This is a genomic window from Pantoea sp. 9140, assembly GCF_000745295.1.
Lineage (GTDB): Bacteria > Pseudomonadota > Gammaproteobacteria > Enterobacterales > Enterobacteriaceae > Pantoea > Pantoea vagans.
Genome location: NZ_JQNO01000001.1, coordinates 1,125,983 through 1,138,433, shown reverse-complemented (window position 1 = coordinate 1,138,433; position 12,451 = coordinate 1,125,983). Strand labels below are relative to the sequence as shown.

Below are 12,451 nucleotides of genomic sequence, written 5' to 3'. Positions count from 1 at the left end.
GCCTTAAAACAAGCTAAACTTGGCGTCACATCTTGCGGAATGCAAAAGGAAAAGAAGATCATGCGCACCGTTTTAAATATTCTTAATTTTGTCCTGGGCGGCTTTTTCACCACCCTGAGCTGGCTGTTTGCCACCCTAATCAGCATCGTGCTGGTTTTTACCCTGCCGCTGACGCGCTCATGCTGGGAAATTACCAAACTTTCACTGCTGCCATTTGGCAACGAGGCAGTACATGTTGATGTGCTGCGCCCTGAAAGTAAGAGCCACATAATGAATACCGGCGGGACCTTCCTGAATATCTTCTGGCTGATTTTCTTCGGCTGGTGGCTCTGCCTTTCGCATATCTCCGTCGGGATTGTGCAGTGCATCAGCATCATTGGTATTCCGGTGGGGATTGCAAACTTTAAGATCGCCGCCATCGCGCTCTGGCCGGTTGGACGCCGGGTGGTGTCAGTGGAAGAGGCGCGTGCTGCGCGCGAAGCCAATGCCCGTCGCTATTAATACGATGTCAGATGCCGTGCCAGGCTGGCGGAAATATCTGTTTAACAGTACCTGGCGCTATCTGCTGCGGATCCTGTTTGCGCTGAGTGGCTGCGCTGCCATCCCCTGGTGGCTGCATCAGATTGAGTGGACGATTCCCTTAACGCTGGGGGTGGTCGCGGCTGCGCTGGCCGATCTTGATGATCGCCTGGCCGGTCGTCTGAAGAATCTGCTGATTACCCTGCTCTGCTTCTGCTTCGCCTCGGTTTCCGTAGAGCTACTGTTTCCCTGGCCGTTCGCTTTTATTATCGGTCTGGCGATTTCGACCTGGGGCTTTATTTTGCTGGGTGCCCTGGGGCAGCGCTACGCCACTATCGCTTTTGGTGCGCTGCTGATTGCGGTCTATACCATGCTCGGCATTGGGCTGTTCAGCCAGTGGTACATGCAGCCGATGCTGCTGCTGGTCGGTGCACTGTGGTATAACCTGCTGACCCTGCTGGGTCATCTGATGTTCCCGGTCCGGCCGGTCCAGGAACAGCTGGCAGGAAGCTTTTCACAACTGGCGCGCTACCTTGATGCCAAGGCGAATCTGTTCGATCCCGATGCGGGCGAGCAGGATGATGCGGCGTTTATCGATGCAGCGATGGTGAACAGCCAGTTGGTGGCGCAGCTCAACCTGACCAAAACGACATTGCAGAGTCGCCTGCGCGGCGATCGCGGGTCGCGCGGCACCCGTCGCAGTCTGCACTACTACTTTGTAGCGCAGGATATTCATGAACGCGCCAGCTCTTCTCATCTGCAATATCACCTGCTGCGCGGCGACTGGCGCTATAACGAAATTCTGTTTCGCTTTCAGCGCCTGCTGAATATGCAGGCACAGGCCTGTCGCCAGCTGGCTCATTGCATCCTGATGCGTGAAAGATGGGTACATGACAGCCGCTTTGAGCGCGCGTTCGAACGTTTGCAGAAAGCGATTGAACGGCTTGAGCAGCATGAGCCTGAGGCCCCGCATACCCGCGCGCTGTTCTGGCTGTTGCGTAACCTGCGCGCCATTGACGCACAGCTTGCTTCCATTGCATCAGAGCAGACGCTGGCCGGGGAAGATCCACAGCACAGTGACAATTTGCTGTCGCGCGAAGGGTTAAGTGGCTGGAGTGATATCCGGCTGCGCTTCAGCCGTCATCTCTCTCCCGCGTCGGCGCTGTTCCGGCATGCGGTTCGCATGTCAGTGGTGCTCTGTATTGGATACGGCTTCATTCAGATAACCGGACTGGAGCGGGGATACTGGATTTTGCTGACCAGCCTGTTTGTCTGCCAGCCCAACTATAACGCAACGCAGCGACGTCTTGCCTTGCGCATCGGCGGAACGCTGGCGGGGATTGCGATTGGTTTACCCGTTTTATGGCTGGTACCTTCCATTGAAGGGCAGTTAATCCTGATTGTGATTAGCGGCGTGCTGTTCTTCGCTTTCAGACAGGTGCAGTATGCACAGGCTACGCTGTTTATCACTCTGCTGGTGCTGCTTTGCTTTAACCTGTTGGGTGAAGGGTTTGAAGTCGCCCTGCCCCGCGTCGTGGATACCTTACTCGGTTGTGGTCTGGCCTGGCTGGCTGTCGCCTTTATCTGGCCTGACTGGCGCTTTCGTCAACTGCCAGCGGTGGCAGAGCGAACTCTGAAAGCGAACTGTCGCTATCTGGATGCAATCATGGAGCAATATCACCAGGGTAAAGATAACCGGCTTGCCTATCGTATCGCCCGCCGTGATGCGCATAATGCGGATGCTGAACTCGCCTCTGTCGTCTCAAACATGAGCAGTGAAAGTCGCACCAGCCAGAAGCTGCGTGAGTCAGCTTTTCAGTTGCTCTGCTCCAATCACTCATTTCTGAGCTACATTTCCGCGCTGGGCGCTCACCGCGATAAAATTACTGCGCCGGACCTGCTCACCTTACTGGATGATACGGTTTGCTATGTCGAAGATGTGCTCCAGACGGACGTGGTCAGCGATGAACATGTTGAAGCGATGCGCCAGCAACTGGCTCAGCGAATCAGCCAGCTGGCTGCAGATGCAGATACGCGTGCGCCGCTGGTGCTCCAGCAACTCGGTCTGCTGGTGGCATTAATGCCCGATGTGGCTCGCCTGCGCCGCACGCTTATTAGTGACTAGCTGTCACTGCTTCTGAGGTCCGGGTTTGATAAAAGCGTGCGCTGGAACCATGCATTCAGTTCCGCCCGGGTTGCTTGCGGCAGCGCAGCCGCATGGTGGCCCATAATAGCCCCCTGCAGTGCCAGTAATGTCTGAAACCCCACATGCTGGTTGATCGCTTTTAGCTTCAGCCAGCACTGTTTGGCCCCTATCTGATAGAGATGATTGACGCTCATCACGCCCGCTTCAAAGAGCATCATTTCCAAGCGCACGCTGAGATTAGGCAAATCTTTCAGCCTTGGAGAGGCTTGCCTGTCCTGCAGCTCCAGCTGCGCCGTCTCTAAAGAGGCGGCAGAGAGTGCCAGCAGATGGTCAGAATCGCGCCATAATGCCTCATCAACACGAAAGTAATTGAGGCTGACCAGTTTTCCCCGCTTGCGAAAAATTAAGGGTTGCAGCGGGCGATCGGCAATGTACTCGCGCAGGGGTTCACTGGCCCGCAGATAGAGTTCGTCTTTATTAATTAAGGCAAAAACCACACTTTCGACAGCCAGAGCGTACCCCCCAAACTGGGTGCGGGACTCTATCGGCCCCAACGAGGCCAGACGCGTTCTGGAGCGCTCTACGACTGGGTTCACCTTTTTCATTGCACCACCTCCATGTCAGAAATATTTCTTAAATTGCCTTGGGTATCAGGCAATTAGAAGATAGAAAAAAGTGTCAGCTGGTTCAATGAATAAATAGTGCTTCAACTAATCTTGTCGCGTTTTTGCGAGGCGTTTTCAGAAATTTGGGTTGATCTTTATCCAGGATTACAGTACTGTATATTCATACAGTCAACTGCTGGTGATTAACTTATGCGAACCCAACATCCTGATAATGCACGCTATGCTCATCATTACGCGTCCTCTTCCGTTCCGGCCTCTCAGGGCGGTGGAATTACTGAGTTACGCTGCAGTGAGCAGCCCGGTATGATGCAGATGCTGTTGTTGCCATTATTACAGCAGCTGAGTCAGCAATCACGCTGGCAGTTGTGGCTAACACCGGCACATAAACTGAATCGCACCTGGATGCAGGAGTCGGGATTACCGCTGGATAAAAGTATGCATATCGCCGATTCTGAACGTCTGAATGCGGTGGAGGCGATGGTCAAGGCACTACGCACAGGAAATTACAGTGTCGTTCTGGCATGGATTCCTTATGACCTTGATGAAGATGAGCGCCGTCAACTTGAAAATGCGGCGGCAGAGGGTGAGGCGCTGGGTTTGATTTTGCGGGCAAGCGGCACATCGGAAGCGCCTCTCAGACCGCAAAGTGCGATAAAAATTCAGTCGGATTTGTTTCATTAAGTAAAAATCAGAAGTTTCCCAAGCTATTTTTCTTATCTGTCGTCGCTAAACCACTGATTCTGTTAGTTCGAGCTGTGACAATGGTTTAGCAGGTTTTTAAGGCTTTTTGCCGCGACAATACTACCAGGCTAATTGTTAGAAATTGTGTATAAATCGCTGTTTTTTTACAGAAGCGCCTCACATCATACTTGTAAGTTTCCAATCTCGTTGTAGACTTTATCTCGCCAGGGTGCTCAATAACCTCCGTTTTTTGCGGTAGAGTCATAAGCGAGCGTTTTGACCCGGCGAAGGATTTAAACCAAGAGCAACCTTTTTGCTCATTGCCTATTTGGATGATAACGAGGCGCAAAATGAAAAAGACAGCTATCGCAATTGCAGTGGCACTGGCTGGCTTCGCTACCGTAGCGCAGGCCGCTCCGAAAGATGACACCTGGTACACCGGTGCTAAACTGGGCTGGTCTCAGTATCACGACACTGGTTACTACGGTAACGGTTACGAGAACAACAACGGTCCAACTCATGAAAGCCAGCTGGGCGCAGGTGCGTTCGTTGGTTATCAGGCAAACCCATACCTGGGCTTCGAGCTGGGCTATGACTGGCTGGGCCGCATGCCTAACAAAGGTACTGTGACTAACGGCGCATTCAAAGCACAAGGCGTTCAGCTGGCTGCTAAACTGAGCTACCCAATCTATGACGATCTGGACGTGTATACTCGTCTGGGCGGCATGGTATGGCGTGCAGATGCAACGCAGACTAACCCAACTACTGGCCGCATCAGCGACCACGACACCGGCGTATCTCCGCTGGCTGCAGTTGGTGTTGAATATGCACTGACCAAAAACTGGGCTACCCGTCTGGATTACCAGTGGGTTAACAACATCGGTGATGCACAGACCGTTGGTACCCGTCCAGACAATGGCATGCTGAGCGTAGGCGTTTCATACCGCTTCGGTCAGGATGACGTCGCTGCTCCGGCTCCAGCTCCGGCTCCAGCACCAGCTCCAGTTGTTGAAACCAAGCGTTTCACTCTGAAGTCTGACGTTCTGTTCACCTTCAACAAATCTACCCTGAAGCCAGAAGGCCAGCAGGCTCTGGATCAGCTGTACAGCCAGCTGAGCTCAATGGATCCTAAAGATGGTTCCGTTGTCGTACTGGGCTTCACCGATCGTATCGGTTCAGAGCAGTACAACCAGAAACTGTCTGAGAAACGTGCTCAGTCAGTCGTAGATTACCTGGTATCTAAAGGTATCCCTTCTAACAAGATCTCTGCACGTGGCATGGGTAAATCTAACCCAGTTACCGGCAACACCTGTGATAGCGTGAAAGGCCGTAATGCCCTGATCGATTGCCTGTCTCCGGACCGTCGTGTAGAAATCGATGTTAAAGGCATCAAAGACGTTGTAACTCAGCCACAGGCTTAAGTTCACACGTCATAAAAAACCCCGCTAAGGCGGGGTTTTTTTATGCCAGTAATCGTTCCGTCAGCGCACACACTCTGAAATCCCCTGCCCGCTTACTCGCTCTCTGAACCCGATTTACCCAGAATCGCCTGCAAATCCTGCTTCAGACTCGACATCTGAGTAGCATATTTCTCTTTGCGTTCCGCATCTTCTATCAGCTGAACAATCGTTTCTGAAAGCGTGCAGCCGCGCCGCTGAGCCAGGCCTGCAAGCCGCTGCCAGACCAGATACTCCAGGTCTATCGATTTTTTTCGGGTGTGCTGATGTTCAGCATTGAAATGGCGTTTCCGCCGGGCACGGATGGTCTGCTTCAGTCGGTTATCAAGATCGGAATGAATATGCTCTGCAATCCACTCATTCACCGTCACCGGATTGTTTTCCATCGCCAGCAGTTTATCCACTGCCGCCTGCGCCGCGCTTAACTCAAGGTGACGCGTGATCAGTTCACCTTCCCGATGTTTTTTCACCAGGTATTTCCACTTCCATCCACATTCAAGATTTTCGAGTTGCTGGTATTTCATCGGAATCTCATCGTGATCACGTAACGGGCTAAGAATAACAGCTTTTTTCCTGGATGCAGCAACGAAAAACATGCTGCCATCATCACATCTTCGGCAGGAAGTCTGCAGTGCTTAACAAGGGTGAATCCTGTATAATCTCGCTTTTCTTAAAACAGACAAATGCGATTATTTTGACCAGCACTCAACTTACGTGGCAGACCTTACAGCCGGATAGCGCGCAATACCAATCCGTTTTCTCCCGAATTGCTGATGAAGAAATTGATGCTCTGGCAACGGTACAGCCCCGGTTGCTGAATGCGCTGGCGCATTTACATCACCAGACACAGGGATTCCCGTTACTGCTGGTTAGAAGCCAGGAGAATCGCGATTATCTGACCTTTATCGTTCAGGCCGCGCAGCGGGTCATGGCTGACAGTACCACTCTGTCCGGCGGTGATTACCATATCATGGCTGACAACGTCACGCTTCAGCCCCCTTCCGATCCGCAACGCCCATTCACCAGTCAGGGTGGTATTCACTTTGCTGAGTGGATTGAGATGGAGCAGTTATTTGGCTGCGTGCGCCAGTATAAAGATCGCATCCAGCTCGAGCCAGGGCTTATCCATCGCGCCAATGGCGGCACGCTGGTACTGTCACTGCGTAGCCTGCTGACGCAGCCGATTCTCTGGCTGCGCCTGAAAAAGTGTATTGAGCAAGGCTATGTTGAGTGGACATCTCAGGATGAACGCCGGCCGCTGCCTGTCTCGATTCCTCCGTTGCCACTCAATCTTAACCTGGTCCTGTGTGGCGACCGGGAAGCGCTGGCGGATTTTCAGGAACTCGACCCTGAAGCGCATGAAATGGCCATCTATACTGAATTTGAAGAGAACATTCAGGTTCTGGATGAAGATGACATGCTGGCCTGGTGTCGCTGGGGTACTGAACTGGCGCAACAGGCGGGCTTGCCCTTGCCGGAAGCGGACTTCTGGCCAGAGCTGGTCAAAGAAGGTGTCCGTTACAGCGGCGATCAGGATACGCTGCCACTCTGCCCGCGCTGGCTGCAGCGTCAGATGCGCGAGTCGGCCCTGATGGGCGATGCACTTGATGCCGAAGCGCTGCGTGATGCGCTTGAAGCGCGCTTGTGGCGCGAGAATTATCTCAATGAACGGATGCGTGATGAGATCCTGCTGCGACAGATTCTGATTGAAACCGAAGGCGAGGTGGTCGGTCAGATTAACGGCCTGTCGGTGGTGGAATATCCTGGTCATCCCCGTGCCTGGGGCGATCCTTCTCGTATTACCTGCGTGGTTCATCCCGGCGATGGCGAGTTCATGGATATTGAGCGCAAAGCGGAGCTGGGCGGCAACATTCATGCTAAAGGCATGATGATCATGCAGGCATTTCTGATCGCCGAGCTGGAGCTCGATCAGCAACTGCCCTTCTCAGCCTCGATGGTCTTTGAGCAATCTTATTCCGAGGTCGACGGTGATAGCGCTTCGCTGGCTGAACTCTGTGCCTTAATCAGCGCACTGGCGAATCAGCCGATCAATCAGCAAATCGCCGTGACTGGCTCAGTCGATCAATTTGGCAACGTACAACCGGTTGGCGGACTGAATGAGAAGATCGAAGGCTTCTTTGATATCTGTCATCAGCGTGAGTTGACGGGTCAGCAGGGTGTGATTATTCCTTCCTGCAACGTGCGTCATCTCAGTCTTAACCAGGCCGTTGTGACAGCGGTTGAACAGGGTCGCTTCCATATCTGGGCGATCGACCGTGCTGATGAAGCGCTGCCGCTCCTGACTGGTAAAATCTGGAGTACTGAAGATGGTCAGGGCGACTGCCTGCTGAATACCATCCAGGAACGCATTAGCCTGTTTAACCAGCCGGACGTGCCGCAACGTCCCTGGGCGCTCCGCTGGCTTAACTGGTTCAACCACCGTTAATCCGATTTGCTCAGCGTACAACTGTTCGCTAATATTCGTGATTCACTAAAACAAGGCTTATTGAAAACATGGTAGATAAACGCGAATCCTATACCAAAGAAGATCTGATTCTGTCAGGTCGTGGTGAACTGTTTGGCGAAAATGGTCCGCCGCTTCCATCTGGCAACATGCTGATGATGGACCGCGTGGTCAAAATGACCGAAGACGGCGGCAAATATGATAAAGGCTTTGTTGAAGCGGAGCTGGATATCAATCCTGATCTCTGGTTCTTCGGCTGTCACTTTATTGGCGATCCGGTGATGCCGGGTTGTCTGGGCCTGGATGCCATGTGGCAGCTGGTCGGTTTCTATCTGGGCTGGCTGGGCGGCGAAGGTAAAGGTCGTGCGCTGGGCGTGGGTGAAGTGAAATTCACCGGACAGGTCCTGCCAGAAGCGAAGAAAGTCACTTACCGCATTCATTTCAAACGCGTCATTAATCGCAAACTGGTGATGGGCGTGGCAGATGGTGAAGTGCTGGTTGATGGTAATCTGATCTATACCGCCAGCGATCTGAAAGTCGGCCTGTTTAAAGATACCGCCGCTTTCTAAGCGTTTCCCCCGGAAACAAAAACCTCCGCGCATGGCGGAGGTTATATTCCCTTTTCAGTGACATCCGGTTATGCAGCTACCGACCTGTCCTCCATGGCTTGTCGCCAACCTCCCAACCAGTGAGACTTAGCGTCAATCAACTGATACGGACACATCTCTTTTGAGCGTCCAGTAATGCCTGCCTGATAACCACGTGAATGGGCGCGTTCGAGGCGGTCTCGTTTCTGTCTCTTCATACTCCGTGTCCCTCATGTAAGGTCTGTGGAATCTGGTGGAAAGAAAAGTGGTGAATTAATGTTCAACCACCCTTATGTTCTACCTCCTGCGCACCCAAAGATCAATGCCCAATCTTCATGCCAGTGTCATAAATGTGACCTTAATCGGTAAAATTAAGGACGTTTTGTGATGCATACGCCAGCACTATCTTTCTGAATAAGCTAATAAAAAAGCCCCTGAACAATGTCGATAAAGCACGACAATCGTTCAGGGGCTTAGCTTATTTATTCACATCAATCTTAATTTAACGCAACCACACTATTAGCAATCTTCTGTGCGGTCTGCTGCCAGCCCGCCGCCAGCGTTCTGACCATTGCATCGTAGCCATCTTCAGTCTGCGGCAGCACGAGGTTAAACGCCTGTTTGGTCAGACGACCCTGATGTTCCAGCGTCCATTCGCCACTGACAATCGCTTTGCCATCGTAGCGTCCCTGGAAGCCTGTAATGGTTACATTCAGCGTGTCGTGCTGTGCGCCTAAGGGTGATCCCGCCACTAATCGGCCAGGCAGCGCCTTGCTCAGATTAGTAATCAGCGTTTGCTGTAACTGCTGATCAAGCGGGCTGGCCCAGAGATTATTCGCGGCGATAACATATTTGACATCGCTGGTCTGGTAAACCAGTCCATTACCTGCCAGATAGTCCGGCACCGTCACCTGCTGCACCCATAACATCGGCTGCGCTTCATTCAGCTGACTGCTGGTGACCTGCATGGACGCCGCCCCGGAGGGCAGCTGATACCAGGTATTGTCAACGCTGCTGCTGCACGCACTCAACACCAGCGCGGCACAAAGTATTAATCCTTTTTTCACTGTTTCGCCCTCTTCGGCTGGGGATCCTGTCCCGGTTTCGCCTCAAATACCAGCGCATTGCTCTTGGTGTTTAGCGTTCTCAGCACCGGCTGGAGTTCACGCAACACCTGATCCAGCCGCTGCATATCGCCGACCAGCTTGCTGTAGGCAGGCGAACCTGGCTGCAGGCCCTTCATGCTGCGGTTCAGCTCGCGCAAGGTCTGCTGCAGATCTTCCGGCAGCGTTTTCATAGCCGGGCTGGCGGTGACTTTGTTGATGTTGTCGATGGTGCGCTGCAGATCACGCATCGTTTTCTGGCTCTCTTTCAGCGTACCCGTCGCTTCATTGACCATACCGTTCAGTGGCAGACTGTTAATCTTATCCAGCGCCGCCATCAGCTTCTGCTGAATCTGGCTCAGGCCACCGCTGACCGTTGGGATCACTTCATAGCCAGAAACTTTCTGCGGACCTTTGTAGGCTGGCGCATTGTCATAGAAGTCGAGATCGACATAGAGCGCGCCCGACAACAGGTTGCCGGTTTTCAGCGTGGCGCGCAGACCACGTTTTTTACCATCCTGCAGATGCTGCTCCAGATCGAAGTTCTCACCCAGTCGGCTGATAAAGCGATCCGGCTCAATGCGGATTAGCACCGGCACGCGGTAATCATTATTCAGCGCCTGATCCAGGCCCGCTTTCATCAGTGGCGCTTCCGAGACGGTACCCAGACGAATGCCACGGAACTCAACCGGCGCACCTGCCTGCAGACCGCGAATCGAGTCAGAGAAGAACATCACGTAGTCGATATGTTTGGTGTAGAGCGAGTCCTGAATGCTGCGCTGATCGTCAAACAGATGGTAGTCAGACTTGTTCTGCGCGGGCTCGCCCAGCTCCCAGCCATCCGGCACGTCAAAACTGACACCGCCGCTGAATAGCGTGGTAAGCGATCCCATTTCAACCCGCATCCCTGAGGCGGACATATCCACGGCGATGCCGCTGTCCTTCCAGAAACGTACGTTGGTGGTAATCAGGCGATCGTAGGGTGCGGCGACAAATAGCTGATAGGTCATCATACGTTTGTCAGTATCAAATACGCTGGTCTCAACCGTACCGACACGGTAGCCACGGAACAGCACCGGATCACCCGGATTAAGCTGGCCTGCCTTTTTGCTGTCCAGTACGATACGAATACCTTTGGCATCCGGTGGCGCTAACGGCGGCGCATCCAGCAGCTTAAATTGCTCGGGTGGCTGCTTTTTGGTGCCAGGCTGCAGTTCGATATACGCACCTGACAGCAGCGTGCCAAGTCCGCTGATCCCTTCACGTCCCACCTGCGGTTTCACTACCCAGAAAACGCTGTCACTGTGCAGCAGTTTTTCCATGCCCGCATTCAGACGCGCTTTGATTTCCACATGGTGAAGATCGTCGCTTAAGACCGCGCTCTCTACTACGCCAACGTCGACGCTGCGACTTTTAATCGTAGTTTTACCGGCAACAATGCCTTCGGCATTTTCGGTAATTAAAGTGACTTCCGGCCCCTGATGGCTGAAGTGATAAAAGAGGATCCATCCGCCAATTAACAGCGTAACGATGGGGACAATCCAGACCGGCGACCAGCGCTTAATCTGTTCCACCTTTGCATGGCCGTGGTTAGTTTCCGTCAAGGCGCGACTCCTTCATATTGTTTTCGCGTACACGATCCCAGGTTAATCGCGGGTCAAAGGTCATGGCAGCGATCATGGTAATAATCACCACCATCGCAAACAATACTGCCCCCCACGCGGGATAAACATTCATTAATTGCCCCATACGCACCAGCGCAGAGAGCACGGCAATCACAAACACGTCGATCATTGACCAGCGGCCAACAAATTCGACCACTTCATAAATTTTATGCATCTTATGACTGTCACGCCGCCCGCGTCCGCTGGCATCCCAGCAGAGCCAGCCGATTGCCAGCATCTTCAGCGTCGGCACCATGATACTGGCGATAAAGATCACCAGCGCCACCGGATAGGAACCATCGCCCCACAGCACAATAACTCCCGCCATGATATTAGAGGGATAAGCCGTGCCAAGGGTTTCCGTCACCATGATCGGCAACAGGTTAGCCGGGATATAAAGCAGTATTGAGGTGAACAGCAGCGCCAGCGTCCATTGCAGGCTGTGCTTACGTCGCGCCTGAGCGGTGACGCCGCAGCGCGAACAGGTGTGCTCAGCTTCCGGCAGAATGGCCGTACAGCAGGGACAGGAGCGCAGGCCCTGCTCTAAACCACTGATGCCCACTTCGGGTGGATGAGGGATGGCGGGTCGCGGGGAAAGACTGTCCCACAAGCCCCGGCGGTCAACGCACTGAAAGGCGCGCAGCTGCAACAGGCAGAACAGCACCCACGGCCAGAAGCTGGTTTCCAGTCCGATATCACCATAGGCCATCAGCTTGACGAAGCTGACCAAAACGCCCGCCATAAAAATTTCTGCCATGCCCCAGTTACGCAGCTGAAACAGGATACGCGCCAGACCAGTTTTGAGGCGGACGGGCAGAGGGACCGGATTGACCAGCAGAATAATGGTGACCATACAGAAGGCCGGAACCGCCTGCACAAATAGCAGAAACAGTGTCGCCAGGCTGCTGTAATCTTCCGTCACCATGACCTGGGGGATCTGCGACAGCGTAATCTGGCTGGTCAGACCCGCCACTTTCATGGAGACAAAAGGAAACAGATTCGCCAGCAGCAGCATAAACAGCGCCGCCATCGCATAGCCCGTCGGCCGTTTACGCGGCTCGTGCCAGTTAGCCGTCAGAGAGGTATGGCAGCGCGGGCATGACGCACGGCTGCCAACGGGAATGTCCGGCAGCTTAATCATTAAATCGCATTGTGGACAGAGCATCCACGCGTTATTTTTCACTGCTGAACACATCCGTTAGCC

12 protein-coding genes are annotated in these 12,451 nt (G+C 53.4%); 6 read left to right on the top strand and 6 right to left on the bottom strand.

Annotated elements, in window-relative coordinates; genetic code table 11:
* The first annotated feature begins 60 nt into the window (after positions 1 to 60).
* Positions 61 to 501 carry a YccF domain-containing protein gene (locus tag FA92_RS05290; RefSeq protein WP_013357358.1) on the top strand — a complete coding sequence of 147 codons (441 nt, stop codon included), beginning with the start codon at positions 61 to 63 and terminating at the stop codon, positions 499 to 501.
* Positions 485 to 2,644, top strand: a complete 2,160-nt coding sequence (yccS, locus tag FA92_RS05285) for a YccS family putative transporter (RefSeq protein WP_033782544.1) — start codon at positions 485 to 487, stop codon at positions 2,642 to 2,644. Before FA92_RS05290 ends, yccS begins: the two co-directional genes overlap by 17 nt.
* Here yccS and FA92_RS05280 read toward each other — a convergent pair.
* Positions 2,641 to 3,270 carry a TfoX/Sxy family DNA transformation protein gene (locus tag FA92_RS05280; RefSeq protein WP_033782543.1) on the bottom strand — a complete coding sequence of 210 codons (630 nt, stop codon included), beginning with the start codon at positions 3,268 to 3,270 and terminating at the stop codon, positions 2,641 to 2,643. The two genes, yccS and FA92_RS05280, sit on opposite strands and share 4 nt — an antisense overlap.
* A gap of 210 nt (positions 3,271 to 3,480) precedes the next feature.
* Between FA92_RS05280 and sulA the strand changes: the two genes are divergently transcribed.
* Together sulA and ompA are read left to right on the top strand one after the other, a co-directional pair.
* Positions 3,481 to 3,972 carry an SOS-induced cell division inhibitor SulA gene (sulA, locus tag FA92_RS05275; protein ID WP_013357355.1) on the top strand — a complete coding sequence of 164 codons (492 nt, stop codon included), beginning with the start codon at positions 3,481 to 3,483 and terminating at the stop codon, positions 3,970 to 3,972.
* Positions 3,973 to 4,322: 350 nt separating this feature from the next.
* Positions 4,323 to 5,393 (top strand): porin OmpA, encoded by a 1,071-nt coding sequence (gene ompA / locus FA92_RS05270; RefSeq protein ID WP_013357354.1) that lies wholly within the window; start codon positions 4,323 to 4,325, stop codon positions 5,391 to 5,393.
* 92 nt (positions 5,394 to 5,485) lie between these two features.
* On the opposite strand, the gene matP is transcribed toward ompA, so the two are convergent.
* On the bottom strand, positions 5,486 to 5,953 hold the full coding sequence (gene matP, locus FA92_RS05265) for a macrodomain Ter protein MatP (RefSeq protein ID WP_143813132.1): 468 nt from the start codon (positions 5,951 to 5,953) through the stop codon (positions 5,486 to 5,488).
* Between the two features lie 53 nt (positions 5,954 to 6,006).
* On the opposite strand from matP, the gene FA92_RS05260 reads away from it, so the two are divergent.
* A complete protein-coding gene (locus tag FA92_RS05260; protein WP_051926456.1) occupies positions 6,007 to 7,875 on the top strand; it encodes a Lon protease family protein in 1,869 nt (622 codons plus the stop codon).
* A 68-nt stretch (positions 7,876 to 7,943) separates the two neighbouring features.
* Positions 7,944 to 8,462: a bifunctional 3-hydroxydecanoyl-ACP dehydratase/trans-2-decenoyl-ACP isomerase gene (gene fabA, locus FA92_RS05255; RefSeq protein WP_008925876.1), complete on the top strand. Its 519-nt coding sequence runs from the start codon at positions 7,944 to 7,946 to the stop codon at positions 8,460 to 8,462.
* A gap of 68 nt (positions 8,463 to 8,530) precedes the next feature.
* Here the strand turns inward: fabA and rmf are convergent, their stop codons facing one another.
* From rmf to pqiA, 4 genes are all read right to left on the bottom strand, one after another.
* Entirely contained in the window at positions 8,531 to 8,698 is a 168-nt protein-coding gene (gene rmf, locus FA92_RS22485) for a ribosome modulation factor (RefSeq protein ID WP_008925875.1), read from the bottom strand.
* A gap of 279 nt (positions 8,699 to 8,977) precedes the next feature.
* Positions 8,978 to 9,547 (bottom strand): membrane integrity-associated transporter subunit PqiC, encoded by a 570-nt coding sequence (pqiC, locus tag FA92_RS05250; RefSeq protein WP_013357351.1) that lies wholly within the window; start codon positions 9,545 to 9,547, stop codon positions 8,978 to 8,980.
* Positions 9,544 to 11,187 carry an intermembrane transport protein PqiB gene (gene pqiB / locus FA92_RS05245; protein WP_033782540.1) on the bottom strand — a complete coding sequence of 548 codons (1,644 nt, stop codon included), beginning with the start codon at positions 11,185 to 11,187 and terminating at the stop codon, positions 9,544 to 9,546. The genes pqiC and pqiB overlap by 4 nt, the downstream gene beginning before the upstream one ends.
* A complete protein-coding gene (gene pqiA, locus FA92_RS05240) occupies positions 11,174 to 12,442 on the bottom strand; it encodes a membrane integrity-associated transporter subunit PqiA (RefSeq protein ID WP_033782539.1) in 1,269 nt (422 codons plus the stop codon). Before pqiA ends, pqiB begins: the two co-directional genes overlap by 14 nt.
* Positions 12,443 to 12,451 lie beyond the last annotated feature (9 nt).

Bases quoted from the DNA above. Each gene is read 5' to 3' on its own strand.
- FA92_RS05290 (WP_013357358.1), top strand. From the start codon at position 61: ATGCGCACCGTTTTAAATATTCTTAATTTTGTCCTGGGCGGCTTTTTC.
- yccS (WP_033782544.1), top strand. From the start codon at position 485: ATGCCCGTCGCTATTAATACGATGTCAGATGCCGTGCCAGGCTGGCGG.
- FA92_RS05280 (WP_033782543.1), bottom strand. From the start codon at position 3,270: ATGAAAAAGGTGAACCCAGTCGTAGAGCGCTCCAGAACGCGTCTGGCC.
- sulA (WP_013357355.1), top strand. From the start codon at position 3,481: ATGCGAACCCAACATCCTGATAATGCACGCTATGCTCATCATTACGCG.
- ompA (WP_013357354.1), top strand. From the start codon at position 4,323: ATGAAAAAGACAGCTATCGCAATTGCAGTGGCACTGGCTGGCTTCGCT.
- matP (WP_143813132.1), bottom strand. From the start codon at position 5,953: ATGAAATACCAGCAACTCGAAAATCTTGAATGTGGATGGAAGTGGAAA.
- FA92_RS05260 (WP_051926456.1), top strand. From the start codon at position 6,007: ATGCAGCAACGAAAAACATGCTGCCATCATCACATCTTCGGCAGGAAG.
- fabA (WP_008925876.1), top strand. From the start codon at position 7,944: ATGGTAGATAAACGCGAATCCTATACCAAAGAAGATCTGATTCTGTCA.
- rmf (WP_008925875.1), bottom strand. From the start codon at position 8,698: ATGAAGAGACAGAAACGAGACCGCCTCGAACGCGCCCATTCACGTGGT.
- pqiA (WP_033782539.1), bottom strand. From the start codon at position 12,442: ATGTGTTCAGCAGTGAAAAATAACGCGTGGATGCTCTGTCCACAATGC.